27 protein-coding genes and 1 tRNA gene are annotated in these 25203 nt (G+C 67.5%); 20 read left to right on the top strand and 8 right to left on the bottom strand.

Features of this window, described 5'->3' with window-relative positions:
* Positions 1-27: 27 nt before the first annotated feature.
* Positions 28-810 carry a 3-hydroxybutyrate dehydrogenase gene (locus HNP48_RS29485; RefSeq protein WP_184864026.1) on the bottom strand — a complete coding sequence of 261 codons (783 nt, stop codon included), beginning with the start codon at positions 808-810 and terminating at the stop codon, positions 28-30.
* A 116-nt stretch (positions 811-926) separates the two neighbouring features.
* Here HNP48_RS29485 and HNP48_RS29480 point away from each other — a divergent pair, with 116 nt between their 5' ends.
* Together HNP48_RS29480 and HNP48_RS29475 are read left to right on the top strand one after the other, a co-directional pair.
* Positions 927-1901, top strand: a complete 975-nt coding sequence (locus HNP48_RS29480) for an alpha/beta fold hydrolase (protein ID WP_184864024.1) — start codon at positions 927-929, stop codon at positions 1899-1901.
* Entirely contained in the window at positions 1898-4123 is a 2226-nt protein-coding gene (locus HNP48_RS29475) for a bifunctional (p)ppGpp synthetase/guanosine-3',5'-bis(diphosphate) 3'-pyrophosphohydrolase (RefSeq protein WP_184864022.1), read from the top strand. Before HNP48_RS29480 ends, HNP48_RS29475 begins: the two co-directional genes overlap by 4 nt.
* A gap of 11 nt (positions 4124-4134) precedes the next feature.
* Here HNP48_RS29475 and HNP48_RS29470 read toward each other — a convergent pair whose 3' ends face one another.
* Positions 4135-4797, bottom strand: coding sequence for a GntR family transcriptional regulator (locus HNP48_RS29470; protein WP_184864020.1), 663 nt, complete (start codon positions 4795-4797; stop codon positions 4135-4137).
* 190 nt (positions 4798-4987) lie between these two features.
* On the opposite strand from HNP48_RS29470, the gene HNP48_RS29465 reads away from it, so the two are divergent.
* From HNP48_RS29465 to hutH, 5 genes are all read left to right on the top strand, one after another.
* On the top strand, positions 4988-5854 hold the full coding sequence (locus HNP48_RS29465; protein ID WP_184864018.1) for an NAD(P)-dependent oxidoreductase: 867 nt from the start codon (positions 4988-4990) through the stop codon (positions 5852-5854).
* A gap of 46 nt (positions 5855-5900) precedes the next feature.
* Positions 5901-6893, top strand: coding sequence for a tripartite tricarboxylate transporter substrate binding protein (locus HNP48_RS29460; protein WP_184864016.1), 993 nt, complete (start codon positions 5901-5903; stop codon positions 6891-6893).
* Between the two features lie 38 nt (positions 6894-6931).
* Positions 6932-7606, top strand: coding sequence for an RraA family protein (locus tag HNP48_RS29455; protein ID WP_184864014.1), 675 nt, complete (start codon positions 6932-6934; stop codon positions 7604-7606).
* Between the two features lie 121 nt (positions 7607-7727).
* Positions 7728-7804 (top strand) — tRNA-Val (locus tag HNP48_RS29450).
* A 298-nt stretch (positions 7805-8102) separates the two neighbouring features.
* Positions 8103-9647 (top strand): histidine ammonia-lyase, encoded by a 1545-nt coding sequence (gene hutH / locus HNP48_RS29445; RefSeq protein ID WP_184864134.1) that lies wholly within the window; start codon positions 8103-8105, stop codon positions 9645-9647.
* Positions 9648-9753: 106 nt separating this feature from the next.
* On the opposite strand, the gene HNP48_RS29440 is transcribed toward hutH, so the two are convergent.
* Positions 9754-10311 carry a hypothetical protein gene (locus HNP48_RS29440; RefSeq protein ID WP_184864012.1) on the bottom strand — a complete coding sequence of 186 codons (558 nt, stop codon included), beginning with the start codon at positions 10309-10311 and terminating at the stop codon, positions 9754-9756.
* 88 nt (positions 10312-10399) lie between these two features.
* Entirely contained in the window at positions 10400-10735 is a 336-nt protein-coding gene (locus HNP48_RS29435) for a helix-turn-helix domain-containing protein (protein ID WP_221480395.1), read from the bottom strand.
* A gap of 165 nt (positions 10736-10900) precedes the next feature.
* On the opposite strand from HNP48_RS29435, the gene HNP48_RS29430 reads away from it, so the two are divergent.
* On the top strand, positions 10901-11284 hold the full coding sequence (locus tag HNP48_RS29430; protein WP_221480394.1) for a DUF4440 domain-containing protein: 384 nt from the start codon (positions 10901-10903) through the stop codon (positions 11282-11284).
* A gap of 111 nt (positions 11285-11395) precedes the next feature.
* On the top strand, positions 11396-12541 hold the full coding sequence (locus HNP48_RS29425; RefSeq protein WP_184864008.1) for a metallophosphoesterase: 1146 nt from the start codon (positions 11396-11398) through the stop codon (positions 12539-12541).
* Between the two features lie 20 nt (positions 12542-12561).
* Here HNP48_RS29425 and HNP48_RS29420 read toward each other — a convergent pair whose 3' ends face one another.
* Positions 12562-14061 (bottom strand): ABC transporter substrate-binding protein, encoded by a 1500-nt coding sequence (locus HNP48_RS29420; protein WP_260420425.1) that lies wholly within the window; start codon positions 14059-14061, stop codon positions 12562-12564.
* Between the two features lie 484 nt (positions 14062-14545).
* Between HNP48_RS29420 and HNP48_RS29415 the strand changes: the two genes are divergently transcribed.
* The 6 genes from HNP48_RS29415 to HNP48_RS29390 all read left to right on the top strand — a co-directional run bounded on the left by HNP48_RS29415 (position 14546) and on the right by HNP48_RS29390 (position 19388).
* Positions 14546-15760, top strand: a complete 1215-nt coding sequence (locus tag HNP48_RS29415; RefSeq protein ID WP_184864006.1) for an acyl-CoA dehydrogenase — start codon at positions 14546-14548, stop codon at positions 15758-15760.
* Positions 15761-15913: 153 nt separating this feature from the next.
* Positions 15914-16495, top strand: coding sequence for an FMN reductase (msuE, locus tag HNP48_RS29410; RefSeq protein ID WP_184864004.1), 582 nt, complete (start codon positions 15914-15916; stop codon positions 16493-16495).
* Between the two features lie 53 nt (positions 16496-16548).
* Positions 16549-17505, top strand: a complete 957-nt coding sequence (locus HNP48_RS29405) for a sulfonate ABC transporter substrate-binding protein (RefSeq protein WP_184864002.1) — start codon at positions 16549-16551, stop codon at positions 17503-17505.
* The gene (locus HNP48_RS29400) at positions 17502-18611 is read left to right on the top strand and encodes an aryl-sulfate sulfotransferase (RefSeq protein ID WP_184864000.1); all 1110 of its coding nucleotides are present in this window, start codon (positions 17502-17504) and stop codon (positions 18609-18611) included. The genes HNP48_RS29405 and HNP48_RS29400 overlap by 4 nt, the downstream gene beginning before the upstream one ends.
* 151 nt (positions 18612-18762) lie before the next feature.
* Complete coding sequence (locus tag HNP48_RS29395; protein WP_184863998.1) at positions 18763-18987, top strand: hypothetical protein; 225 nt, start codon at positions 18763-18765, stop codon at positions 18985-18987.
* Positions 18988-19001: 14 nt separating this feature from the next.
* The gene (locus HNP48_RS29390) at positions 19002-19388 is read left to right on the top strand and encodes a DUF4398 domain-containing protein (RefSeq protein ID WP_184863996.1); all 387 of its coding nucleotides are present in this window, start codon (positions 19002-19004) and stop codon (positions 19386-19388) included.
* A gap of 6 nt (positions 19389-19394) precedes the next feature.
* Here HNP48_RS29390 and HNP48_RS29385 read toward each other — a convergent pair whose 3' ends face one another.
* Both HNP48_RS29385 and HNP48_RS29380 read right to left on the bottom strand, forming a co-directional pair.
* On the bottom strand, positions 19395-19817 hold the full coding sequence (locus HNP48_RS29385; protein WP_184863994.1) for a gamma-glutamylcyclotransferase family protein: 423 nt from the start codon (positions 19815-19817) through the stop codon (positions 19395-19397).
* An 80-nt stretch (positions 19818-19897) separates the two neighbouring features.
* Positions 19898-20722, bottom strand: coding sequence for a MetQ/NlpA family ABC transporter substrate-binding protein (locus tag HNP48_RS29380; RefSeq protein WP_184863992.1), 825 nt, complete (start codon positions 20720-20722; stop codon positions 19898-19900).
* A 272-nt stretch (positions 20723-20994) separates the two neighbouring features.
* Here HNP48_RS29380 and HNP48_RS29375 point away from each other — a divergent pair, with 272 nt between their 5' ends.
* The 5 genes from HNP48_RS29375 to HNP48_RS29355 are packed head-to-tail and all read left to right on the top strand — an operon-like array spanning position 20995 to position 24277.
* Complete coding sequence (locus HNP48_RS29375; protein WP_184863990.1) at positions 20995-21873, top strand: methionine ABC transporter ATP-binding protein; 879 nt, start codon at positions 20995-20997, stop codon at positions 21871-21873.
* The gene (locus HNP48_RS29370; RefSeq protein ID WP_184863988.1) at positions 21866-22528 is read left to right on the top strand and encodes a methionine ABC transporter permease; all 663 of its coding nucleotides are present in this window, start codon (positions 21866-21868) and stop codon (positions 22526-22528) included. The genes HNP48_RS29375 and HNP48_RS29370 overlap by 8 nt, the downstream gene beginning before the upstream one ends.
* Before the next feature lie 36 nt (positions 22529-22564).
* Positions 22565-23389 (top strand): MetQ/NlpA family ABC transporter substrate-binding protein, encoded by an 825-nt coding sequence (locus HNP48_RS29365; protein WP_184863986.1) that lies wholly within the window; start codon positions 22565-22567, stop codon positions 23387-23389.
* Between the two features lie 14 nt (positions 23390-23403).
* Positions 23404-23961, top strand: a complete 558-nt coding sequence (locus HNP48_RS29360; RefSeq protein WP_184863984.1) for a hypothetical protein — start codon at positions 23404-23406, stop codon at positions 23959-23961.
* Positions 23945-24277 carry a hypothetical protein gene (locus tag HNP48_RS29355; RefSeq protein WP_184863982.1) on the top strand — a complete coding sequence of 111 codons (333 nt, stop codon included), beginning with the start codon at positions 23945-23947 and terminating at the stop codon, positions 24275-24277. The genes HNP48_RS29360 and HNP48_RS29355 overlap by 17 nt, the downstream gene beginning before the upstream one ends.
* A gap of 20 nt (positions 24278-24297) precedes the next feature.
* On the opposite strand, the gene HNP48_RS29350 is transcribed toward HNP48_RS29355, so the two are convergent.
* The gene (locus HNP48_RS29350) at positions 24298-25134 is read right to left on the bottom strand and encodes a MetQ/NlpA family ABC transporter substrate-binding protein (RefSeq protein ID WP_184863980.1); all 837 of its coding nucleotides are present in this window, start codon (positions 25132-25134) and stop codon (positions 24298-24300) included.
* Positions 25135-25203 lie beyond the last annotated feature (69 nt).

Genomic DNA, 25203 nt, shown 5'->3' with positions numbered 1-25203 from the left:
CCATCCTAGGCGCAGGGGCAGCGCTTATTACTGTGCCGCCCAGCCCCCATCCATGTTCCACGCCACACCGCGCACATTGTTGGCGGCGGGGGAGCAGAAGAACACGGCCAGTTCGCCCAGTTCCTCGGGCGTGGTGAACTGCATCGACGGTTCCTTTTCGCCCAGCAGCAGCTTCTTGGCGTCTTCGTTCGACAGGCCGTGCTCGGCGGCCTTGGCGTCCACCTGCTTTTGCACCAGGGGGGTCAGCACCCAGCCGGGGCAGATGGCGTTGCAGGTCACGCCGGTGGTGGCGTTTTCCAGCGCGGTCACCTTGGTCAGGCCCACGATGCCGTGCTTGGCGGCCACATAGGCGGCCTTCTGGGCCGAGCCGACCAGGCCGTGGACCGAGGCCACGTTGATGATCCGGCCCCAGTTGGCGGCCTTCATGGCGGGCAGGGCCAGGCGCGAGGCGTGGAAGGCGCTGGACAGGTTGATGGCGATCACCGCGTCCCACTTCTCGACCGGGAAGTCCTCCACATTGGCCACGTGCTGGATACCCGCGTTGTTGACCAGGATGTCCACGCGGCCGAACTGGCTGGCGCTGTACTTCATCATGTCTTCGATGTCGGCCACGCGGCTCATGTCGGCACCGTGGTAGGCCACCTGGGCGCCGGCGTCCTTGCCGGCGGCCAGCACTTCGGCGCGGGGCGTGTCCACATCGCCAAAGCCGTTCAGCACGATGTTGGCGCCCTGGCGCGCCAGGGCCTTGGCGATACCCAGGCCGATGCCGCTGGTGGAGCCGGTGACGAGGGCGGTTTTGCCTTTGAGCATGTAAGGTACTCCGAATGAAATATGAATTAGGATGAAGGCAACGCCGAGCCAGATGTGTCTGGCCGGCGTCGATTGAACGCGGGCATTATCAAGTGCCGCTACCGGATTTCGCACCCATGATAGAACCTACGCTGAACTACGTACTGTGCCCTGGCCCCGGGGCCGCAGCGGTGCCCGCCGGTCAAGACCCTGCTGCCGCCAGGCCTGTCACAGGCCCGCAGCACCGCATGGCCTATTGGGAATGGAACGCCACGGGCAACCCGGCCCACCCCCATGTCATCGTCTGCGTGCACGGCCTGTCGCGCCAGGGGCGCGATTTCGACGTGCTGGCACGCGAGCTGAGCCAGCACGCGCGCGTGGTCTGCCCCGACGTGGTGGGCCGCGGCCAGAGCGACTGGCTGGCCGACCCCATGGGCTACCAGATTCCCCAGTACGGCGCCGACATGGTGGCCCTGCTGGCACAGTTGCACCAGCAGGCACCCATCGCCACGCTCGATTGGGTGGGCACCAGCATGGGCGGGCTGATCGGCATGGGCATTGCAGGCCAGCCCGAGCTGCCGTTGCCCGCACCCGTGCGCCGCCTGGTGCTCAACGATGTGGGCCCGGTGATCCAGTGGCAGGCGCTGCAGCGCATCGGCCAGTACCTGGGCTTTCTGGCCAAATTCGAGTCGCTGCAGCAGGCGGCCGACGCCATGTGGGCCATCTCCACCAGTTTTGGCCCGCACACGCCGGCCCAGTGGCTGGAGCTGTCGCGCGCCATGGTGCGCAACCTGCCCGAGGGCGGGGTCACGCTGCACTACGACCCGGCCATTGCCGTGCCGTTCCGCTCCGTGACGCAAGAGGCGGCCGCCGCGGGCGAGGCCTTCTTGTGGCAACTGTACGACCAGATCACCGCACGCACCCTGCTGCTGCGCGGCGCGCAGTCGGACCTGCTCTCGCACGAGACGGCGCAGGCCATGGGCCAGCGCGGCCCGCGGGCGCAGTTGGTGGAGTTTGCGGGCGTGGGCCATGCGCCCACCCTGGTGGCGGCCGACCAGGTGGCCGTGGTGCGTGACTTTCTGCTGGCGAACGGAGGCACAGCCACCGCATGAAGACGCTTGCCCCGCCCCCCGGCCCGCCGCTGAACACGGCCGAGGCCGTGCCCCAGCTGATCGCGGCCACCGCCCACACCCTGCCCGAGCAGGTGAACGCCCTGGCGCGAGCCCGGGCCTTTGCCGAGCCGCTGATCGCCAGCGAAACACTCGATTCCGGCGAGAACACCCTGGCCCACGCGGACGCCGTGGCCGCCATCCTCAAGAGCATCGGCGGCTCCGAGGCCATGCAGGCCGCCAGCTACCTGGTGTACTCGTGCGTGCACCTGAACAAGCCCGAGGAGGTCATCACCAAGGCCTTTGGTGCCAACTTTGCCGCGCTGGCGGTGGAGACCACCAAGCTGGTGCGCGTGCAGCAGCAGGCGCGTGCCGCGCAGCAGCTGGACGACCCGGCCCTGCAGACCGAGAACGTGCGCAAGATGCTGCTGGCCTTCTCGCGCGACCTGCGCGTGGTTATGCTGCGCCTGGCCTCGCGCCTGCAGACCCTGCGCTACCACGCGGCCACCAAGCGCCCCATGTCGCCCAGCCTGGCGCGCGAGTCGCTGCAGGTGTTTGCCCAACTGGCCAACCGCCTGGGCATCTGGCAGGTGAAGTGGGAGCTCGAAGACCTGTCCTTCCGCTTCCTGGAGCCCGACACCTACAAGGAGGTGGCGCGCCTGCTCGACGAGAAGCGCGGCGAGCGCGAGGTCTACATGGAGCAGCTGCGCGCCCGGCTCGAATCGGATTTGCGCGCGCGCAGCATCAGCGCCAGCGTGCAGGGCCGGCCCAAGCACATCTACAGCATCGTCAAGAAGATGCGCGGCAAGTCGCTCAACTTCGACCAGGTGTACGACATCCGCGCGCTGCGCGTGGTGGTGCCCACGGTGAAGGACTGCTATGCCGCGCTGAGCTGGGTGCACCAGCGCTTTTCGCCCATTGTGGAGGAGTTCGACGACTACATCGCCAAGCCCAAGGCCAACGGCTACCAGTCGCTGCACACCATCGTGCGCGACGACCAGAACGGCAAGCCCATCGAGATCCAGATCCGCACCCAGGCCATGCACGAGCATGCCGAGCACGGCGTGGCCGCGCACTGGGCCTACAAGGAGGCTGGGGCCAAGGGCTATGTGGGCGTGTCCGCCACGGGCGAGTACGACGCCAAGATCGCCGTGCTGCGCCAGCTGCTGGCGTGGGAGCGCGACCTGGCCGGCGCCGCGCACAAGAGCAACGGCCTGTTCGAAGACCGCATCTACGTGCTGACCCCCGAGGCCGCCGTGGTCGACCTGCCCCAGGGTGCCACCCCGGTGGACTTTGCCTACAGCGTGCACACCAGCCTGGGCCACCGCTGCCGCGGCGCCAAGGTCGACGGGGTGATGGTGCCGCTGAACACCGCACTGCAGAACGGCCAGACGGTGGAGATCGTCACCGTGAAGGAGGGCCGCCCCTCGCGCGACTGGCTCAACGCCGAGCTCGGCTACCTCACCAGCCACCGCGCCAAGGCCAAGGTGCGCGCCTGGTTCAACGCCCAGGCCACGCACGAAACCGTCGCCCGCGGCCGCGAGGCGGTGGAGCGCCTGCTGCAGCGCGAAGGCAAGACGGCCGTCAAGCTCGACGACCTGGCCGTGCAGCTGGGCTTCAAGTCGGCCGACGCGCTGTTCGAGGTGGTGGGCAAGGACGAATACTCGCTGCGCAACATCGAGACCGTGCTGCGCCCGGCCGAGCCGCCGCAGCAGCCCGATGACTACCTGCTGCTGAAGAAGCCGCGCGCCAACGAGTCATCGCCCAAGGGCGGCGTGCTGGTGGTGGGCATCGACTCGCTCATGACCCAGCTGGCCAAGTGCTGCAAGCCCGCGCCGCCGGACGACATCCGCGGTTTCGTCACACGCGGCAAGGGCGTGAGCGTGCACCGCTCGGACTGCAGCAACTTCCGCGAGATGGCCGCCAGGAATGGCGAGCGCGTGATCGAGGTGGACTGGGGCCTGCCCAAGGCCTCGTCGGCCGACAAGCCCGCTGTCTACCCCGTGGACGTGGCCGTGGAGGCTGCCGACCGCCAGGGCCTGCTGCGCGACATCTCCGAAGTGTTTGCGCGCGAGAAGACCAACGTCATCGGCGTGCAGACCCAGTCCGTCAAGGGCACGGCGTGGATGACCTTCACGGTGGAGGTGGCCGACTCGGGGCGCCTGAACAAGGTGCTGGGCATCGTGGCGGGCGTGCAGGGGGTGCGCTCGGCGCGGCGGCGGTAAAAAGGCCGCCGCTACGGTGCCGGGGCCTGCCGGTATTCGCCCCGGTGCTTCATGAACCGGTGGTAGGACATGCGCAGGTGCAGCTGCATCACCTGGCGCGCCAGTTCGCCATCGCGGGCGCGCACGGCGATCACGAGGTCGCGGTGGTGGTGCACGCTCTGCACCAGTTCTTCGGGTGTGTAGATGTAGAACGAGCGCTTGATGATGGGCATGTCGATCATGGTCGCCATCATGGTCTTGAGGCGCGGCGAGCCCGATGCCTCGATCAGCGCGTGGTGAAAATCCCGGTTGGCTGACTGCACCTCGGCAATGCCATCTTGGCCGGCGGCGATGCCCGCCTCCATGCGCTGGTTGCTGGCCTCCAGCGCGTCGGCCAGCCCCTCGCCGCCACGCGTGGCCGCGAGGAACGAGGCATACGGCTCCAGCAGCATGCGCAGCTGGAAGGTCTCCTCCACATCCCAGTCGCTCCACTCCGACACGCGGATGCCCTGGCCCGCGCCATCGGTCGCCAGGCCGTCTTCCACCAGGCGGTGCAGCGCGTTGCGCACCGGCGTGCGGCTCAGGCCCAGGTCGCGGGCAATGGGTTCTTCCTTGAGCTGCTCGCCCGGGCGATAGTGCCCGCCGATGAGCCGTTGGCGCAGCACCTCGTACGCCTTGTCTTTCACGTTTTGCACTGTGTTTGCACCAGGGTGGGGTGGATGGGTGGGGTGATTCTAGGCGACGGGTCTGGCAGTCGGGGTGGTCCGCTCCCGTTCTGAAAAAATACAAAAAAAATGCAAATTAGCCAATTACAAGGGAAAACCCTGTGATTGGTTGTCGAGATGAGTTCATAAACTGCCTTCAATGTTTTGAATTTGTATTTTTATGAAGTTCGCAATGCTTGGTGGTGGAATGGTGGGGGCCTGCTACATGCAGGCCTTTCTGGAACAAGGGCACAGCTTGGTGGGCCTGTGCGATCTGCAGCCGAACGCTGCGGTGGCTGGCGCCGTGCAGGCCGCTGGTGGGCAGGTGCATACCGCGCCCGGTGCCTGGCTGGCCGGCGCCGACGTGGTGGTGAGCGCCGTGTTCGGCACCGTGGCACGCGAGGTGTTCGCGGCCAGCCTGCCGCACCTGCAGCAAGGTGCGGTGTACGTGGACATGACCACGGCCGACCCCGCCGAAATGCGCGCCTGCGGTGCGCTGGCCCAGGCCGGGGCGGCGCACTTCGTGGATGTGGCCATCACCGGAGCCGTCAACCTGGGCGGCAGCAGGACGCCGCTGCTGGTGGCGGGCGTCAAGGCCGGTTTTGTACAGGAATTGTTCTTGCCCCTGGGCGGCTCGGTCCGCGTGGTGGGCGAGCAACCGGGCGATGCCGCCTCGCTCAAGCTCCTGCGCAGCATCTACACCAAGGGCATGGAGGCACTGGCCGTGGAATGCCTGGTCACGGCCGAGGCCATGGGCCTGCGCGAGCCTTTGTACGCCGTGCTGCAGGACATCGACGAGACCCCCCTGCGCACGCTGATGGAGTCCATGGTGCGCACGCACATCCCCCACTCGGCGCGCCGCCGCAATGAGGTGGCCGAAGCCCAGCAGCAGATGGTGCGCAATGGCCTGGCGCCCATCGTCTCGCCGGCCGTCGAAGCGCTCTTCGCCACCACGGCCCAGGCGCATGCGGCGCAGCCGTTCACCGGCGCGTCCACTGACGAAGCCATCGCCTGGCTGGGCAGCCACGTGCTTGCCAGCCGCCCTTGACCGACCACGGAGCTACCCGAATACCAACCTACTGGAGACACCTGCAATGATGACCCTGACCCGACGCACCCTGGCCCTCGGTGGCCTGCTGGCAGTAGCTGCCGCCACGGCCACCATCGTCCCGGCCCGTGCCCAGGGCAACTACCCGCAACGGCCCATCAAGTTCATCGTGCCGTTCCCGGCCGGCGGCGGCACCGATAACCTCACCCGGCTGGTCAGCACCAAGCTGACCGACGCAAACGGCTGGGCCATCGTGGTGGAGAACAAGCCCGGTGCTGGCGGCAACCTGGCGCTGGACCAGACGGCCAAGGCCCCTGCCGACGGCCTGACCCTGGTGATGGCGCAGACCGACAACGTGGTGCTCAACCCGCTGCTGTACTCCAAGCTTACCTACAACCCCGACAAGGACCTGCGTGCGGTAGCCCTGGTGGCCGCCGGCCCGGCCGTGCTGGTGGTGAATGCCGACTCGCCGTACAAGACGCTGGACGACATCATCCAGGCCGCGAAGAAGGACCCCGGCCGCCTGAGCTTTGCCACGCCGGGCACGGGCACCATCTCGCACATCATCAGCGAGGCCTGGCAGAAAAGCTCCAACATCAAGTTCACGCATGTGCCGTTCCGCGGCATGGCGCAGGCCATGCCCGACCTGCTGGGCGGGCGCATCGACATGTACATGGGCTCCATCCCCACGCTGCTGTCGCACATCCAGTCGGGCAAGGTGCGCGCCATCGGCGTGACCACGGCGCGCCGCTCCAAGCTGCTGCCCGACGTGCCCACCTACACCGAGTCCGGCATCAAGGGCGTGGAGCTGGCTAGCGTATGGGGCGTGATGGCCCCGGCCGGCACGCCCGACGCCATCGTCAAGCAGCTCAACGAAGCCATCAACAAGGTGGTCAACGCCCCCGAAACGGCCAAGAAGATCGTCGACTCCGGCGCGGAACTCATTACCGGCACGCCGGAAGACATGGCCAGGCTCTATGCCAGCGACCGCGCTCGCCTGGCCCCCATTGTCAAAAGCTCGGGCACCACGCTCGACTGAACGATTCCCTTTGTATCCCCATTCTTGAGAGACGCACCATGATCGGCTGCCAAATTTTGAAACGACAACGCGCCGTGAGCCTCGCTCTGGCCCGGCAATTCCTCGGCGTGCCCGTGGCCAACGTCAGCGACTGCATGTCGCGCATGACCGCCGGCGGCGCCCGCCTGCGCCCCATGCACGACGGCACTGCCATGGCCGGCCCGGCCTTCACCATCAAGACCCGCCCGGGCGACAACCTGCTCATCCACAAAGCCTTGAAGCTGGCCCAGCCCGGCGACGTGATCGTGGTGGACGCGGGTGGCGACCTCACCAACGCCCTCATCGGCGAGATCATGGTGGGCGAGGCCAAGCTCAAGGGTTTTGGTGGCATCGTCATCAACGGTGCCATCCGCGACAGCGCCGTGATCCGCAAGGACAGCTTCCCCGTGTTCGCCGCCGGCGTCACCCACCGCGGCCCTTACAAGGATGGACCCGGCGAGATCAACGTGCCCATCGCCATCGACGGCATGGTCATCGAGCCCGGCGACCTGGTCATCGGCGACGACGACGGTTTGCTGTGCGTGCCCTATGGCCAGGCTGAGCAACTGCTGGCCGCCGCGCACCAAAAGCAGAAGATCGAAGCCGTGATGGTGGCCGAGATCGCCGATGGAACGCAGGACAATGCGTGGATCGACGCGGCGCTCCAGCGGGCCAACTGCACCGTCGAGGTGTGATGCCCGCTTGCCGGCGCGCAGGGCGGCAGGGGCTGCGGGCCATCTTTTTGCATCTTTTGCTGCAACTTGGTCAGAGGTGCAATTTTTGTGTATATAATCGTGGTCTTGAACAGAACAACACAGGCGCGTAGCTCAGCTGGTTAGAGCACCACCTTGACATGGTGGGGGTCGTTGGTTCGAGTCCAATCGCGCCTACCAAGGTTCCTTCTGAAGAGACCAGCTTCAGAAATCAACGGAATCTTGGAGAAGCCTGCAAGCAGGCAGTCTTTGCAAAAAGCAAACAGCCACCTTTGGGTGGCTTTTTTGTTTCTGCGCCGCGTTGTGCCTGGTGCGGCGGCACGGGCCTTCGCTTCGGGCTGAGCGGCCTGGGGACTGTCTGCGGCGTAGCCCGCGCTTGCAAGGTGCACACCTTGCTGCGCACGGGCGCCTTGCATCCAGCCCCCAGGCCGTGCAACGCGATCCCCGAAATGGGTGTGAACAGGCCCTAGACTTGGCCATGCAAACAAAATCAACCACCACCGTCATCCTGGACGGAAGCAGGCTCACGATCGAGGAAGTTGTCGACATCGCTACCGGCAGGCGGCGTGCATCGCTCGGTCCTTCGGAGGCATTTCGCCAGCGGATCGATGCAGGCGCCCAGTTCCTTGATCGCCTGCTGCTGGAAGACGGGGTGGTCTATGGGGTCACCACCGGCTACGGCGATTCCTGCACGGTGCAGATTCCGTCGGACCTGATTGCGGAACTGCCCCACCATCTCTATACCTACCATGGCATTGGCGCCGGCCGGCTCTTCACGCCAGAGGAGACGAGGGCCATCCTGGTGGCGCGGCTCAATTCGCTGTGCCAGGGCGTCTCTGGCGTGAGCTGGGAGTTGCTGGTGCAACTGGAGCAGCTCCTGGTCCACGATGTATTGCCTCTGATTCCCTCGGAAGGGTCGGTGGGCGCCAGCGGGGACCTGACACCCCTGTCGTATGTGGCGGCTGTGTTGTGCGGAGAGCGTGAGGTTTGGTACCAGGGGGCGAAGACGTCCGCCGCAGAGGCGTTGAAGGCCATCGGGCTCAAGCCCTTGCGGCTGCGCCCCAAGGAGGCACTGGCCCTGATGAACGGGACCTCGGTGATGACGGGCCTGGCCTGCATCGCGTGGTTGCGCGCGCAAAGCCTGGAGCGCCTGAGCACCCGATTGACCGCGTGCAATGTGTGGGCCAGCGATGGCAATGCACACCACTTTGATGAGAAGCTGTTCCAGGCCAAGCCGCATGCCGGCCCGCAGCTGGCGGCCAGGCGCATCAGGGAAGACCTGATGTCCGAAAAACCGGCAAGGAATGAACTGCGCCTGCAGGACCGCTACTCGTTGCGCTGCGCGCCCCACGTGATCGGCGTGCTGGGCGATGCATTGCCCTTTCTTCGCCAGTTGATCGAGAACGAACTCAACAGCGCCAATGACAACCCCTTGATCGACCCGGAGGGCGAACGGGTGCTCCATGGTGGGCACTTCTATGGAGGACACATCGCGCTGGCGATGGATACCCTGAAAAATGCGGTCGCCAATCTGGCGGACCTCATGGACCGGCAGTTGGCACTGCTGGTCGACCAGCGCTACAACCATGGGCTGCCGTCCAATCTGTCGGGCTCCACCGGTCCCCGCGCTGCCATCAACCATGGCCTGAAGGCCCTTCAGATCAGCGTGTCGGCCTGGACCGCGGAGGCCTTGAAGCAAACCATGCCGGCTTCCGTCTTCTCGCGATCCACCGAATGCCACAACCAGGACAAGGTCAGCATGGGAACCATCGCCGCACGCGACGCGCTGCGGGTGCTGGAGCTGACCGAGCAGGTCGCTGCCGGCATGCTCATTGCTGCGCGGCAAGCGCTGGAGCTGCGCCTGCGGATCAGCGAGCTCCCGCTGCCAGCCCCCCTCAGGAATTTCCTGGACGAGCTCTCAAGGGCAATTCCACTGGTCGTGGAAGATCGGGCACTGGACAGGGAATTGCAGGAACTGATTCACGGCCTGCGCACAGGCAGGTGGGAGGTCTACAGCGCCTGATCGGTGGCTGCCTGCGCAGTTGCCTGCACGCTCTCACGGCGCGGAGCGAGCAAAGAATGCCTTGGCCGCTGCGTCCGAAACTATTTCCCAGCGGCCGGGCCAGGGCTCACACCGGCAAGGTGTCGAGGATGGACCGGTTGGCCCGCAGGTGCTCCTCCAGATGGGCGATGCGCGCGTCGATCGCCGCTGTGGCATCGAGGACCTTGTCCGCTGGAAGTTGGTAGTTGTTGTAGACCCAGACCGGAACTGCAATGAGGGCCACGGTCCACAGGAGTGCGAGAAAGGTGCCCATGGAGGCACCCATGCCGGCAATGGCCAGCGGGCCGACAAAGAACATCACGCAGAAGGTGATCAGCGCGGCCTTGCGGCGGGCGCGCATGGCGCGTTCCCCACTCTTTCTTGCCGTCGCCAGGATGTCCGCCCTGGCCGATTGCGCCTCGGCGAGTTCCCGGGTCAGGCGCGGAACGGCCAGTTCCGCCGCCGTGCGGTCCGTTCCGCGCTGTACGGCCTTGAGGGCGGTCTCGATCTTCCGTGTCGCTATGACCCCGGCAGAGCGCTCGACGATCTGCGCGGTGCCGCAGTAGCTGCACGTGAAGCGTTCAAGATCCTCCCCGATCTCCAGCGGGGCCAAACAGTTCACGCAGGACAGTTTCAGCAAAGGCACGGGGTCTCCTGTTCATTCCGCCAAGGCGCCAATCCAAGGGGGTGACTGAATGTAATCGGGTTGAATGCTCTCTGCGGGGGCTTTCGGCTCACCCAAACCGGTGACCCAAGGGCCCGGCGGGGCCTTCATGCCGGCTGGCCAACTGCTCGAACTGGTCCAGGATGCCCACCACCTGCCGGCCCTGCGGCATGAGGTGGTAGGCCACTGTGCGCGGAAAGGTCGCGAACTCCTCGCGCTGCACCAGCCCGCGTTCCTGCAGCGCCTTCAGGCGCTCGCCCAGCACCTTGGCGGTGATACCGGGCAGGGCGGCCAGCAGGTCCTGGTGCTGCAGCGGCCGTTCCTGCAGGTGCCACAGCAGCAGGGCGTTCCAGCGGTGGCCCAGAAAGCCCAGCCAATCTTCCACCGGGCAGCGTTCTGGCCGCACGGGGGCGGGCTGGTCTTTGTGGTGGCGGCTACTGGCAGTGCGGGCTCTGGCGGTCGATGGCTGCATGGAGGTGGAGGATGTTGGAGGTATCCATTTGGAAAGCTCTGGGCCGGGCTGCTCCACTGCCAGCCTCAGCCACTTTTCTTCCACGATGGGATTGTCATCATGTACCAAGTCACCGAGCCCGCAGCAATGAACACCGCCTTTGCCAGGGCATTCAACAGCCGCAATATCGACCGCCTGCTGGCACTGTACGAGGACCAGGCGCTGCTGTGTGCCGATGCCTCGGGCGCCACCTTGGCGGGCAGGGCGCAGATTGCCGGCGCGTTGGGCGCACTGCTCGCGCTGCCCGGCACCATGGAGTCCCGCAACCTCTTTTGCCTGGTGGCCGGTGAGCTGGCCCTGCTGCGCGCCGCCTGGTCGCTGGTGGGTGACGATGGCAGCGTGCTGGCCAGCGGCAGCAGTGCCGAGCTCGTGCGCCGGCAGGCGTCTGGCGAATGGCGCTATGTGATCGACCATGCGGTAGGGGCGAGCATGCAGGCACGCTAGTGTGCTGTCCTGCGACCGGGAGGGGCTGTGCGCTGGCGATGGGGCTGGATATTCAGGGCAGTGGCCGCATCTGCAGATTTCTGCGGCCCCGCCGCGCCACCTCCGCCTGCCATGCCGCTGCGCCCGCTGACCATTCTGACCACCCTCCTGCACCTGTACATCGGCCTGCGCCTGGTGCCCGCGCTCTCTCCCTGGCCGGGCTCCGGGCCTGCGCTGGCCGTGGCGCTCTTGGTCTGCGCCATCGCCTTGCCCAAGCCCTTCCAGCACCGCAGGGGCCGCCGTGGCGCGGCCAGCCCGGCGTGGACCTGGCTGGGCCTGCTGGCCATGGGCTGGTTTTCGTCGCTCTTTGTGCTGACGCTGCTGCGGGACCTGGTGCTGGCCGGGGCCTGGGCCGGTGGCTGGCTGCAGGAGGGCGGCGCGGCGCGCGCCGACAGTGCGGCCGCGGTGGTGATCGCGGCCACGCTGGCCTCCCTGCTGGGCTACTGGAACGCGCGGCGCACCGCGGGCGTGCGGCGCGTCGATGTGCCCCTGGCCGGGCTGCCGGCGGCGCTGCAGGGTTTCACCATCGTGCAGCTCAGCGACCTGCATGTGGGGCCCACCATCCGGCGCGGCTACATCGCGCGCATCGTGCACCGCGTGAATGCGCTCAAGGCCGATGCTATCGCCATCACGGGCGACCTGGTAGATGGCAGCGTGCCCGAGCTGCGCGAGCACATTGCACCGCTGGCCGACCTGCAGGCGCGCCACGGCAGCTTTGTGGTGACAGGCAACCACGAGTACTACGCCGGTGCGGAGCCATGGATTGCCGAATTGCGCCGCCTGGGGCTGCGCGTGCTGCTCAACGAGCATGCCGTGCTGCGCCCGGCGGCGGGGCAGAGCGATGGCGATGCCCTGGTGCTGGGCGGGGTGACCGACTTCACGGCGGGGCACTTCGATGCCAGCCAGGCCAGCGACCCGCAGCGTGCGCTGGCCGGAGCGCCACCCGAGGCGCGCACGCGCGTGCTGCTGGCGCACCAGCCGCGCAGTGCGCCGGCCGCTGCGCAGGCGGGGTTTGCGCTGCAGCTGTCGGGCCATACGCACGGCGGGCAGTTCTGGCCGTGGAATCTGTTCGTGCCGCTGCAGAACCCTTTTGTCGCCGGGTTGCACCGGCTGCAGAGCATGTGGGTGTACGTGAGCCGCGGCACCGGCTACTGGGGGCCACCGATGCGGCTGGGCGCACCTTCAGAGATCACGCTGATCCGCCTGGTGGCCGCCTGAGCGGCACGCCCGGCTCTTTTTTATCCCCAGGACAGCGCCGAGAGATCGTTCGCGAAGATCGGCGCATCCTTCCACAGCCCGCGCAGGTTGCGCGCTGCCACCGTGATGAACTGCGGCTGGTAGAGGTAGGCGTTCACCGCGTCTTCGGCCAGCAGGCGCTGGGCCTCGCCCAGGTAGCGCTGGCGGTCGGCGGTGCGCAGGCTGCTCTTGGTCTTCTCGAAGATCTCGTTGAACTTGGCCGACTGGTAGCCCCAGTAGTACTCGGGCTTGGTGTAGTTCACTAGGTCAAAGGGCTCGACGTGCAGGATCAGGCTCAGGTCGTAGTTCTTCTGGCCGTAGGTGCCGCTGATCCACTGGGCCCATTCCACGTTCTGGATCTTGGCGATGATGCCGATCTTGGCGAGCTGGGCCGCGATCAGCTCGCCGCCCTGGCGCGCATAGGGCGGTGGGGGCAGCACGAAGTTCAGCTCCAGCGGCGTCTTCACGCCGGCCTCGGCCAGCAGGCGCTTGGCTTTCTCGATGTCGAAGGGGTTGACGCCCGTGGTGTCCACATAGCCGGGCGCGCCGGGCACGTAGTGGCTGCCTATGGGCACGCCCCGGCCGTCCGCGGCGGCCGAGATCACGGCCTTGCGGTCGATGGCCGCGGCAATGGCGCGGCGCACGCGCACATCGTCCAGCGGTTTCCTGGCATTGTTGATGGCCAGGATGGTCTTGCCCAGCGAGGCGTTGAACACCACCTGGAAGCGCTTGTCGCGCTCGAACTGCGGCAGCGTGCGCGACACCGAGGCGTGGGGGAACAGATCCACGTCGCCCGCCAGCAGTGCGGTGGTCTGTGCGGCGGGCTCCGAGATGAAGCGGAAGGTGACGCGCGGGATCTGCACCGCCGCCGCATCGCGCCAGCCCGCCCACTTGGCCAGCGTGATCAGCGAGCCCTTGTTCCATGCACTGAGCTGGTAGGGGCCGGTGCCCACGGGCCTGGTTTCGTTGGTGTCCGCGCTCTTGGGCTCGACGATGACGGCGGTGGCCTGGCCCAGCAGGAACAGCAGGTCGGGCTCGATGTCCTTGCTGAGCACCACCACGGTGTGCTCATCGACCACGCGCGTGGTCAGGCTGGCGAACAGGCGCCGGTCCTTGTTGGTGCTCTTCTCGCCGCCCGCGCGGTCGAAGGCGAACTTCACGGCCTGTGCGTTGAAGGGCTCGCCGTTGTGGAACCGGGCGTTCTTGCGCAGCCGGAAGGTGTGGGTCTTGAGGTCGGGCGAGATCTCCCAGCCCTCGGCCAGCAGGGGCTTGACGCTGCCGTCGGACTGGATCTTGGTGAGTGTCTCGAAGATGTTGTAGAGCACCACCTCGGCGATCTCCGCGCCCGCCTTGGCCGTCGGGTCCAGGCCCGTGGGCTCCAGCGTGAGGCCGATCACGAGGCTGTCTTTCTTCTTCTGCGCAAAGGCCTGGGGCACGGCCAATGGGATCAGGGCTGCGGCGGCGCCACTGGCCAGCACGGTACGGCGTTTCAACGACAACAAGGTGGGTTCCTGGAAAAGAGAAGGGATGGAAAGAGGGAGGGGGCGTGTGCGGACCAGGCGGCAACGCATGGAGGCCGCGTTGCCACGCGCAAGAGCGGCGGATCATCAGCGAGCACGCGGGTGCCGCGCAACCAGATGCATATGACGGAATCGTCCGAGGCGCGGGGCGGTGTGTGCCCGAACCCAGGCTGGCAGGGCGCGCGCCGTGGGCGGCTGCCGCCTGTGGCGATTTCCGTATTTGGTACCTCGAAATGGGTCTAAGCAGCCACCGGGCCCTGCACCTAGCATTGCCCCCGATGTGTCGCCCCAGCGGCGGCGTGGGCCGCTCGCTGCGTGGCGATGCCTGCCGCCAAGGAAGCCCATGCACGCACTGTCTGTCGATCTCTCTCTTCTTGCGTCGCCATGGCCGGGCGCTGGCCTGTGGGGCGCGGCCGCTCTCTGCACGGGCATTGCCATGGCTCCTGCCGCGCAGTGAGGCAGGGCGATGGCACACACCGTTCTGCAGCTTCCGCGCACGCGCGAAGCCATCCTCGCCGGCATTCCCGCCCTGGCCGACACCATTGCCCAGGGCGCGGCCCAGCGCGAGGCCGACCGTTCGCTGCCCCATGAGGCCTTCCGCCTGGTGCGCCAGTCGGGCCTGGGCGCTTTGCGCATCGGCAAGGCCGATGGCGGGCCCGATGGCTCGGTCGAAGACCTGATCGGCGCGCTCGCCACGCTGGCCGCGGCCGACTCCAATGTGGCGCATGCGCTGCGCATCCATTTCAACGCCACCGAGGCCTTGCGCCTCACGCCGCCGAGCCCACAGCGGCAGCTGCAGGTGCAGCGCACGCTCGAAGGCGCGCTGTTCGGCGGCGCCTACACCGAGCGCGGCACCGAGCGCGCGGGCCTGACACACACCGCGCTGGTGCGCGAGGGCGACCACTTCCGGCTCTCGGGCCGCAAGTTCTACGCCACGGGCACGGCGTTCTCGGACTACGCCAACGTGAGCGTGCTCGACGAAGAGGGCACGCTGGTCACGCTCAACCTGCCGGTGGACCGCGAGGGCATCGCCATCCTGGACGACTGGGACGGCTTTGGCCAGCGCCTCACAGCCAGCGGTTCCATCGTGTTCACCGATGTGCTGGTGCATGCGCACGAGGTGCAGCCGCGCGATGCGGGCTCGCTCGTGGGGCGCCACACCTCGGCGCTGCGCCAGTTGCACCTGGTGACCGCGGCGGCCGGTGCGGTGCGCAATGTGCTGGCCGATGCCACACGCTACGTGCGCGAGCACGGCCGCCCGGCCCTGCACAGCCCGGCAGCCACGGCGCGCGAGGACCACTTCAACCAGCTGGTGGTGGGCGAACTGGCGGCCGCCTCGCACGCCATCGATGCCCTGGTGCTCGACAACGCGCGCTGGCTCGACCGCTCGGCCCAGGCCATCGCGGCCGGCGCGCCGCAGGCGGCCGATCTGGTGCTGCAGGGTGCCCTGGCCACGGCCAAGACCCAGACCGTGGTGGCCCGCCTGGCCCTGGGCGCGGCCGAGCGCATGTTCGAGGCGGGTGGGGCCTCGGCCACCTCCAGCCGCCACAACTTCGACCGCCACTGGCGCAACATCCGCACCATCTTCAACCACAACCCGTTGCTGCAAAAGACGCGGGTGCTGGGCGACTACCAGCTCAATGGCGTGACCACGCACCTCGAAGAGGGTCGGGTGTTCTGAGCGCGTACGGCGCATATCGATAGCCGAAATGCTTCTAGCGCGCAGGTGCCGCGCGGCACCGCTTCGCGGCACAGTGGGAACCCTGCGTGCGCCGCCTTGCATTCGCCGGGAGGGCACCCCCATTTTTTTTGTTCCACCCCACCGCATTCCACCATGGCCAGAACCCCCAAGATCGTCGCCGTCTCCGGCGGCCTGCAGCGCCCCTCCCGCACCCTGGCGCTGGTGCAGCACCTGCTCGAAGGCTTTGCCGATGCCTACCCGGCCGACACGCGACTGATCGAGCTGGGCGAGCTCGTGCCCCAGTTCGGCGCCGTGCTGCAGCGCGCGCAGCTGCCGCCGGCCGTGGAGTCGGTGCTGCGCGAGATCGAGAGCGCTGACCTGCTGCTGGTGGCCAGCCCCATCTACCGCGGCACCTACACGGGCCTGTTCAAGCATTTGTTCGACTTTGTGCACCACGAGGCGCTGATCGACGTACCCGTGCTGCTGGCCGCCACGGGCGGCAGCGACCGGCATGCGCTGGCCATCGACCACCAGCTGCGCCCGCTGTTCAGCTTCTTCCAGGCGCACACGCTGCCCATCGGCGTGTACGCGACCGACAAGGAGTTCGACAACTACCGCGTGGCCAGCGATGCCCTGCAAGCGCGCATTGACCTCGCGGTACAGCGTGCCGTGCCCGTGCTGCGCCAGCGCGCGCAGGCCGCTGCGGTGGAAATCCCAGTCCTGTCGCTCGCCTGAGCCTGGGCCCCCACTTTCCAACAGGAGTTCCTTTGCACACCTCTCAAGCTTCCTTGCGCCGCCGCACTTTCATCGCTGCGGGCGCGTGGGCCGCAGCCGCTGTGGCCGCTCCCGCCTGGGCCCAGGCGCCCCTGCCCAAGGAGGTGCGGATCGGCTTCCAGAAAGGCTCGGCCATCCTGGTGCTGGCGCGCAAGCAACAGGTCATCGAGGCGCGCCTGAAGGCGCTGGGCGTGCCCAGCGTGAAGTGGATCGAATTCCAGTTCGGCCCGCCCTTGCTGGAGGCGCTGGGCGCTGGCGCGGTCGACCTGGGGTCGGTCGGCGATACGCCCCCGGTGTTCGCGCAGGCCGGTGGCTCCAACCTGGTCTACGCCGCAGCCACGCCATCGGCCCAGCACGCGGTGCTGGTGCCCCGGAATTCGCCGATCAAGACCCTGGCCGACCTCAAGGGCAAAAAGGTGGCTTTCGGCAAAGGATCGAGTGCGCACAACGTGACCGTCAAGGCGCTCGCGACCGCCGGCCTGTCGTTCAACGACATCGTGCCGACCTACCTGTCTCCGGCCGATGCGACCGCGGCCTTCAACGGCGGCAACATTGACGCCTGGGTGGTCTGGGACCCGTACTACGCCATCGCCGAAGAAAAGTACGGCGCGCGTGTGGTGGCCGACACCACGGACCGGCGCCTGACCAGCTCGTCCTACTACATGGCCGGCAAGGACTTTGCAGCGCGCCACCCGCTGGTGCTGGCCAGCGTGCTCGATGAGCTGCGCAAGCTCACCCTCTGGTCGGGCGAGAACCGCGACGAGCTGGCAGCCCTGGCCGCCGAGGCCACGGGCATCGACGTGAAGTCGTGGTCGGCTGCGTTCAAGCGTGCCGAGTTCTCGCTGGGCCCGGTGACCGACGCGCACGTGGCGCAGCAGCAGCAACTGGCCGACACCTTCCAGTCGCTGGGCATCATTCCGCGCAAGATCAACGTGCGCGAGATCGTCTGGCGCGGACCCCCGGCGCCATGAGTGCGAGCGTCGACCAGGCCACCCAGCGCCGGCGCGGGGTGGGCCTCATCGCGCACGATCCGGCGCAGAGCTTTGGCGGCTACACCCTGATCGCCCCGCAGACCGCCGGTGGCTGCGTGTTCCTGGTGGACATCCAGGGCACCGTGGTGCATGAATGGCAGCTGCCGGTGCGCCCGGGCCGGCACGCCGTGATCCTGCCCAACGGCAACCTGGGCTACAACGGCAGCCATGCCGACTCGCCCGACCTCTACGCGCCCTGGTCCATGTGGCATGGCGGTGATTTCTACGAGGTGACGCCTGCCGGAGAGGTCGTCTGGCGCTACCAGGACCCGGCCCACCACCACGATGCGCAGTGGCTGCCCAATGGCCACCTGCTGTATGCCGCCTGCGAGCGGGTGGACGAGGGCTTCGCGCAGCGCGTGCCCGGTGGAACGGGCGACCCGGCCACGCCACTGTACGCCGATGTGGTGCGCGAGGTCGACCGCAGCGGCCGGCTGGTGTGGGATTGGCATGCGGCCGAGCACCTGGACCCGGCGCGCTTCCCCATCCACCCGGGCTTTGGCCGCTACCACTGGCCGCTGGTCAATGGCCTGGGCACCACGGCCGATGGGCTGGTGCTGATGAGCCTGCGCACCACCTCGGGCGTGATCGGCGTGGACCGCGCAAGCGGCAAGGTGCAACTGCACATACCGCCCGAGGTCGTATCGCACCAGCATGCGCCCGTGGCGCTGGACAACGGCCACATCCTGGTCTTCGACAACGGCAACTTCCGCACGGGTTCGCACGTGGCCTTCTCGCGCGTGCTGGAGATCGACCCGGCGGATGGCAAGCGCATCGCCTGGCAGTACCAGGACGAGACAGCGCATTTGTTCTATTCGCCCTTCATGGGCAACGCCCAGCGGCTGCCCAATGGCAACACCCATGTCACGGAGTCGTCCACCGGCCGGCTGTTCGAGGTGACGCCTGCCGGGCAGGTGGTGTGGGAGTACGTCATCCCCTGGTTTGCCGAATACCCGGATGCCGCCGCCCGCAAGACCGGGCCCGGGCAGCTCAACAGCGTGTTCCAGACCTTCCGCTACGCGGCGCACCAGCTGCCCTGGTTGTAGCGACGGCATGGCGTTCGCCGATCCCAACGCAAACCGCATCTGCAAACTCGCATTCGTTCGTTGGTTGGCAAGGGGGTCGTCTCCAGAATGCCTGGGGTGCTGTCGCTGCAGATCCGCAGCGCACGGCCTTCCTTTATAGGCTCTGAACCGCATGTACCCCTTGTCCATCGAAGACCTCGACCCCAGCCCTGGCGGCACGGTGTTCTGGAAGATCCTGCCCGGGCTGGCCGTCGCCATGCTCGTGGTCTGCGCCCTGGCGTTGATCGCCAGCTTTCTTATCGTCACGTCGGCCAGTGCACAGGTGCGCGATGGCTCCCGCGAATCGGTGGGTAGATCGCTCGCGGGGCTGCAGCAGCAGCCCGCCCACCGGCCTTGAGAGCCCGGAACACCATGCTTGCGCGCACCATCGTCCTTCTTTCTGCCATAGGTGCGGCTGCCCTGGTGCTGATCGGCTGCGCGAGCGCCCCCTCCATGGCGCTGGAGCGTGCCCGCGCGGCAGTTGCTGCGGCGCATGCCGATCCCTCCGTGGCCCGCCATGCCCCCGCCGAGCTGCTGCGGGCCACCGAGGCCCTGGCCCATGCGGATAGCGTGTGGCGCAAGACCCACGACGAGGCCCAGACCAACCACCTGGCCTACATGGCCGCCCTGCAGGCCGAGGCCGCTGCGCGCATGGCCCGCTCGCGCCTGGTGGCGGCTGGGGGGCGGCCGGCGGACTCCGAAGGCGTCAACCGCATCAGCCTGCGTGCCGGGGCGCAGGCACCGGCTGCTGGTCGGTAGGGGCGCCTAGGGGTGGCGCCTGCGGTAGAGGGCTGCGTGCGCGAGCCCGTATTCGGGCAGGGGCCCCTGGCGGACCTGCCCGGGCTGCACCTGGTCGGCAGACTTGAGGTAGGCAAACACCTGCAAGGGCGTTGTGGCCGTGGTGGCGGCTGGGATGACCTCGATGGTGCTGCGCCGGTAGCCATCGGGTGCGTGCACCCGCTCGAGCAGGTCCATCCGCTGCAGTGCGGGCGCATCCACCTCGAAGACCTGGCCCTTGACCGGGTGGCCGGTTCCAGGCGCATCAATCATCCAGGGGGAGTGCCGGTCGCCCACCAGGTACAGCGGATAGCGCTCGCAGGTGGCGAAGTCCCCCGGCACACGCGTGCCCAGGTTCTCGTGGAAGTTGGGAAAGCCCTGCTTGAGCGTTCCGAAGACGAAGACCAGCATGGGGCGGGCAGGGGGTTGAATGGCGGGGCCGATTGTCGCGCAACCAGCCCCGCAGGTGGCGCCTGGCGGGGCCGGCCAGATCAGAACGCCGGCACCAGTGCGCCGTTGAACTTGGTCTCGATGAAGCTCTTCACCTCGGGCGACTGGTAGGCCTTGACCAACTGCCTGGCCCAGGGCTGGTCCTTGTCGGCGCGGCGCACGGCGATCAGGTTGGCGTAGGGGCTCTTGGGCGACTCCTTGATCACCGCGTCCCTGGCGAGCGACAGGCCGGCCTTCTCGGCATAGTCGTTGTTGATGGAGGCGATGGTCAGGTCGTCCAGCGAGCGCGGCAGCTGCGCGGCGTCCAGCGGCACGAGCTTGAGCTTTCTGGGGTTGGTGAGCACGTCAAGCGGCGTGGCGGTGTTGTTCTTCACCGCTTCGGGCTTCAGGGTGATGAGCTTGGCCTCCTGCAGCAGCAACAGGGCGCGGTTGCCGTTGGACGGATCGTTCTGGATGCCCACCGTGGCACCGTCGGGCAGGGCGTCCAGGCTCTTGATCTTGCGCGAGTAGAAGCCCAGCGGCGCGGTGATGGTCAGGCCCACGGGCACGATGTCGAAGCCGCGCGCCTTGTTCTGGTTGTCCAGGAACGGCTGGTGCTGGAAGGCGTTGGCGTCCAGGTCGCCGGCCGCCAGGGCGGCGTTGGGCAACTGGTAGTCGTTGAAGACGATCACGTCGATGGCCAGGCCGTCGCGGGCAGCGACCTTCTTGACGACTTCGAAGATCTGTTCGCCATTGCCCACGGAGACGCCTACCTTGAGCGTCTTCTTGTCCTGCGCGTGCAGGGTGCCGAAGGGGGCCAGCAGGGCGATGGCGGCCAGTGAGAGGGCGGTGGCGGCGGCGGTGCGGCGGCGGATGGTGTGCAGCATGATTCCTTCTTGCTTGGGTGGTAAGTGAACAAGCCGCCGACTGTGTGCGTGCCGCGCGCATTGCCCAACGAAGGAATGCGCGCAAGCTTATGCACGCGCTGCTGCTGCCGTCTTTCCAGTCGGGGGTACTTAGTTGGAAAACGCATAAGCACGCGCCGAATGCGTCGTTCCGCGGCGCGCGCTGCGTTCCCATACTGGGTGCATCTGTTTGTTCCAGAGGGTTTGCCGGTTTCGGGTGCATTTTTGCCCTGGTGCGGCGCCTTCGCTGTCCCATGACCGTTGCTTCCCCCTTGCATCCCCACCCGCCCGGTGCCGTGCCCGTGATACGGCTCGAATCCGTGCAGAAGTCCTTCACCCTGCCCAATGGCGAGCGTTTCGACGCCGTGCGCGCGCTCTCGCTGGACATCCATGCCGGCGACATCTTCGGCCTGATCGGCAAGAGCGGTGCCGGCAAGTCCACGCTGCTGCGCCTGATCAACCTGCTGGAGCGCCCCGACGCGGGCCGCGTGGTCGTGGGCGGGCGCGACCTGACCACGCTCTCGCGCGCCGAGCTGCGCGGCACGCGCCAGAGCCTGGGGATGATCTTCCAGCAGTTCAACCTGATCCAGAACGCCACGGTGGCCGACAACGTGGCCTTTCCGCTCAAGATCCACGGCCACCATTCGCGCGCCGAGACAAAGGCGCGCGTGCGCGAGTGCCTGGAGCTGGTGGGGCTCGAATCCAAGATCGACAGCTACCCTGCGCAGCTCTCGGGTGGCCAGAAGCAGCGCGTGGCGATTGCCCGTGCCCTGGCGCCGCGGCCCCAGGTGCTGTTGTGCGACGAGCCGACCTCGGCGTTGGACAGTGAGACCACGCAGGAGCTGCTGGCCACGCTGCGCGACATCAACCAGCAGATCGGCGTGACCATCGTCATCGTGACGCACGAGCTGCCCGTGGTGGAGCTGCTGTGCCGCCAGGTCGCCATCCTGGAGCAGGGCGAACTGGTCGAGCAGTTCGCCGTCGATGCACCGCCCGCGCAGCGCCTCACCGCGCTGGGCCGCGAGATCGACGCACTGGTGCGCCGCCGCGCGCGCGATGCGCAGGAGGCGTTGGCCGCCACAGGCCATGCCACGCGCGCCAATGCCGTGGAGCAGGGGGTGGCCTATGCCTGAGAACATCCTCGCCATCCTGCCCGAGCTGGGCGTGGCCGTGGGCCAGACCTTTCTGATGCTGGCCATCGGCCTCAGTGCCGCGCTGTTGATCGGCGGGCCGCTGGGCATTCTGCTGTTCCTGCTCAGCCCGGGCCAGTCGCTGGCCAACCGGCCGGTGCACCTGGTGCTCAACTGGATCGTGAACACGGTGCGCTCCTTCCCCTTCATCATTTTGCTGGTGGCGCTGGTGCCGTTCACGCGGGTCATCGCGGGCACGTCCATCGGGCCGCTGGCGGCTGCGGTACCGCTGTCGGTGGCGGCCATTCCCTACCTGGCGCGCCTGGTGGACCAGTGCCTGCGCGAGGTGCCGCGCGGCGTGATCGAGGCGGCCCACGCCATGGGTGCGAGCGAGCTGCAGATCATCTGGCGCGTGCTCGTCGTCGAGGCCCGCTCGGGCCTGGTGCTGGCCTTCACGGTGCTGGCGGTGAGCTTTCTGTCCTACTCGGCCATCGCTGGCGTGGTGGGCGGCGGCGGCATCGGCGACCTGGCCATCCGCTATGGCTACTACCGCTTCCAGACCGACGTGATGGTGCTCACCGTGGCCCTGCTCGTGGTGCTGGTGCAGACCATCCAGTTCATCGGCACGGCCACGGCACGCCGGCTGGACAAGCGCTGACTGAACCCTTTCTTCCCTTTTTTCCGAATCACTTCCATGAACAACGCATTGCTTCGCCGTTCCGTCCTTTCCCTGTCGCTGCTGGCCCTGTCCGCCGGCATGCTGCCCTTGGCAGCCAGCGCCCAGGCTGCGAAGAAAGAACTCACCATCGGCGGCACCGCCGGCTCCAACATCGACCAGCTCAAGCAGGGCATCGTGCCCCTGCTGGAGAAGAAGGGCTACAAGGTCAAGCTGGTCGAGTTCAACGACTATGTGCAGCCCAACCTCGCACTGGCCCAGGGCTCGCTCGATGCCAACTTCTTCCAGCACCTGGTCTACCTGAAGAAGTTCGCGGCGGACCAGAAGCTCGACCTCGTCGAGCTGGTGCAGGGCCCCATCGCGCCGCTGGGCGTCTACTCCACCCAGCGCAAGACCCTGGCCGAGGCCAGGGACGGCGACCGCTTCACCCTGCCCAATGACCCGAGCAACCTGGCGCGTGCGCTGGTGCTGCTGGAGCAGAACAAGCTCATCACGCTCAAGGCCGGCATCGATCCGATCCGTGCGTCCGAGAAGGACATCGAGCAGAACCCGCGCAAGTTCAAGTTCATCCCGCTCGAAGCGGCGCAGTTACCACGCTCGCTCGGCGATACCGAGTACGCCATCATCAATGGCAACTTCGCGATCTCCTCGGGCCTCAAACTGACCGAGGCTGTGGCGCTGGAGAAGACGCCCGACCACTACCTCAACGTCGTGGCCGTCAAGCGCACCGACAAGGACGCCCCCTGGGCCAAGGACCTGGTCGAGGTCTACCGCTCCAAGGACTTCCAGGCCGTGGTGGACAGCAAGTTCCGCGGCTACGCCAAGCCGGCCTTCCTGCAGTAAGGGGCGGGTACGCGATGGGCGCCCTGGTTGCGTTCGATGCGCATGGCACCTGGGGGACTACCCTGGTCTGCGACCACCTGATCCAGCGGCACCTGCGCGCCGTGGGCGCGGATTTCGGCCGCCAGGAGGGCGGCGATCTGCCCTTGCCTGCGGACGCACCCGCGGGATGGCAGGCCCACCGTGCGGCCGATTCCGTCGAGCGCGTCCTCTTGCCGAAACAGGTGAGCAACTGGCAGGCCCGCTGGCGTGGCTGGGGTCGCCACGAGGCGCCGGGCGGAGGTGTGCTCGTGCTCTGGGTGGTGCAGGGCAGCCTGCTGGTCCAGCTGGAGGCCGGGCCAGGCCATGCCGCCGTGCTCTGCGAGGCGGGGGAGTGGCTGGCATTGCCGGCCGGCCTGCCGTTCAGGCTGGACGCGGGCGAGGCGCCCGGGCTCGACCTGCTGGTATCGCCCGCAGCGGTGGCCCGCCAGCCCGTGCTGGCGCGCGCAACGGCCGGGCAGCGCGAGGCGCTTCCCTCCCACGATAACTTCGTCGCGACCCTGCTGGAACTGACAGGCTATGCTGCCGAAGACTGACGGCCGCGGGCGCGTGAACCTTCTGGTCGGGTGTGCACTGGCCTGGGCCCTTGTCGCCCTCCCTGCCTGCGCGGTGACGAAGGAGGAACGGCAGGCCTGCGAGGGCTATCGGGACCTGGTGATGGACGTGGCCCGGAAAGCCGACGCCGGAGTCACTGAACAGCAGATGAAACGGCTGCTGGCCGCACAGCCAGACCTCTTGCCGATGGTGGAAATCATCTACGAGCAGAAGGCCCGGCGGTCCAACCGCAACATTGCCGCCTGGCACTTTGCAGCCTGCATGGGGGACGCCAGAGAGCGGCGCTCCGCCCGATGAGGGGTCTGGGCGGCCATCCATTACTTCGCGAAGTAGTCCGGCAGCCGGTAACCCGCCCATGCCGGGTTGGCCTTGAAGGCCTGCTGGAACTCGGCCGACTGGTAGGCCTGGGCAATGTCCTTGGCGAATTGGGCGTTCTCGTTGCCGCGCTTGACGGCGACCACGTTCACGTAGGGCAGGGTCATGTTCTCCTGCTTGAGCGCGTCGGTCAGCTTCAGGCCCGAGGCCACGGCGAAGTTGCCCTGCACGGCGGCCAGGTCGGCGTCGGCCAGCGAGCGTGGGGCCTGGGCGGCATCGAGCGGCACCAGGCGCAGCTTCTTGCGGTTGCTGGCGATGTCGCGTTCGGACACGGTGATCGGGTTCACGTCGGGCTTGAGTTCGATCCAGCCGATGGCGGCCAGGATGTTGAGCGCACGCGCGGCGTTCACCGGGTCGGCGGGCAGGGTCACGGTGGCACCGTCGGGCACGGCGTCCAGCGTCTTGTGGCGCTGCGAGTACAGGCCCATGGGCGGCGTGGGCACATGGACCACGGGCACCAGGTCAAAGCCCTGCTGCTTGTTGGTGGCGTTCAGGTACAGCGAGTGCTGGAAGATGTTGGCGTCGATCTGGCCGCGCTCCACCGCATCGTTGGGCTGCACGCCCTGGCTGAACTCCACGTACTTGATGCGGTAGCCCTGTTTCTTGAGCAGCGGCTCGATGCCTTTGGTGAAGGCATCGCGGTAGGGGCCGGGCATGAAGCCGATGCTCAGGTCGGCGGCATGGGCCCCACTGGCCAGGCCGGTGAGCAGCAGCGAGGCGGCCAGGGTGCTCAGGCGAAGAAAGGTGCGCGCACGGGGCGCGCCAAGGGCGAAAGGCATGGCAAAGAACTCCGAAGATGGGGCGTGTGGAACGCAGGGTTGCGAACGCCTGAATCTACGGAGCGCTGC

It is taken from the genome of Acidovorax soli (assembly GCF_014207955.1).
GTDB lineage: Bacteria > Pseudomonadota > Gammaproteobacteria > Burkholderiales > Burkholderiaceae_C > Acidovorax > Acidovorax soli_A.
Note: the sequence above shows the minus strand (reverse complement) of the source record. Positions and strands in the feature narration are given on the sequence as shown.

Coding starts and splice junctions, on each gene's coding strand:
- HNP48_RS29485 (WP_184864026.1), bottom strand. CDS start 810: ATGCTCAAAGGCAAAACCGCCCTCGTCACCGGCTCCACCAGCGGCATC.
- HNP48_RS29480 (WP_184864024.1), top strand. CDS start 927: ATGATAGAACCTACGCTGAACTACGTACTGTGCCCTGGCCCCGGGGCC.
- HNP48_RS29475 (WP_184864022.1), top strand. CDS start 1,898: ATGAAGACGCTTGCCCCGCCCCCCGGCCCGCCGCTGAACACGGCCGAG.
- HNP48_RS29465 (WP_184864018.1), top strand. CDS start 4,988: ATGAAGTTCGCAATGCTTGGTGGTGGAATGGTGGGGGCCTGCTACATG.
- HNP48_RS29460 (WP_184864016.1), top strand. CDS start 5,901: ATGATGACCCTGACCCGACGCACCCTGGCCCTCGGTGGCCTGCTGGCA.
- HNP48_RS29455 (WP_184864014.1), top strand. CDS start 6,932: ATGATCGGCTGCCAAATTTTGAAACGACAACGCGCCGTGAGCCTCGCT.
- hutH (WP_184864134.1), top strand. CDS start 8,103: ATGCAAACAAAATCAACCACCACCGTCATCCTGGACGGAAGCAGGCTC.
- HNP48_RS29430 (WP_221480394.1), top strand. CDS start 10,901: ATGTACCAAGTCACCGAGCCCGCAGCAATGAACACCGCCTTTGCCAGG.
- HNP48_RS29425 (WP_184864008.1), top strand. CDS start 11,396: ATGCCGCTGCGCCCGCTGACCATTCTGACCACCCTCCTGCACCTGTAC.
- HNP48_RS29415 (WP_184864006.1), top strand. CDS start 14,546: ATGGCACACACCGTTCTGCAGCTTCCGCGCACGCGCGAAGCCATCCTC.
- msuE (WP_184864004.1), top strand. CDS start 15,914: ATGGCCAGAACCCCCAAGATCGTCGCCGTCTCCGGCGGCCTGCAGCGC.
- HNP48_RS29400 (WP_184864000.1), top strand. CDS start 17,502: ATGAGTGCGAGCGTCGACCAGGCCACCCAGCGCCGGCGCGGGGTGGGC.
- HNP48_RS29395 (WP_184863998.1), top strand. CDS start 18,763: ATGTACCCCTTGTCCATCGAAGACCTCGACCCCAGCCCTGGCGGCACG.
- HNP48_RS29390 (WP_184863996.1), top strand. CDS start 19,002: ATGCTTGCGCGCACCATCGTCCTTCTTTCTGCCATAGGTGCGGCTGCC.
- HNP48_RS29385 (WP_184863994.1), bottom strand. CDS start 19,817: ATGCTGGTCTTCGTCTTCGGAACGCTCAAGCAGGGCTTTCCCAACTTC.
- HNP48_RS29380 (WP_184863992.1), bottom strand. CDS start 20,722: ATGCTGCACACCATCCGCCGCCGCACCGCCGCCGCCACCGCCCTCTCA.
- HNP48_RS29375 (WP_184863990.1), top strand. CDS start 20,995: ATGACCGTTGCTTCCCCCTTGCATCCCCACCCGCCCGGTGCCGTGCCC.
- HNP48_RS29370 (WP_184863988.1), top strand. CDS start 21,866: ATGCCTGAGAACATCCTCGCCATCCTGCCCGAGCTGGGCGTGGCCGTG.
- HNP48_RS29365 (WP_184863986.1), top strand. CDS start 22,565: ATGAACAACGCATTGCTTCGCCGTTCCGTCCTTTCCCTGTCGCTGCTG.
- HNP48_RS29360 (WP_184863984.1), top strand. CDS start 23,404: ATGGGCGCCCTGGTTGCGTTCGATGCGCATGGCACCTGGGGGACTACC.
- HNP48_RS29355 (WP_184863982.1), top strand. CDS start 23,945: ATGCTGCCGAAGACTGACGGCCGCGGGCGCGTGAACCTTCTGGTCGGG.
- HNP48_RS29350 (WP_184863980.1), bottom strand. CDS start 25,134: ATGCCTTTCGCCCTTGGCGCGCCCCGTGCGCGCACCTTTCTTCGCCTG.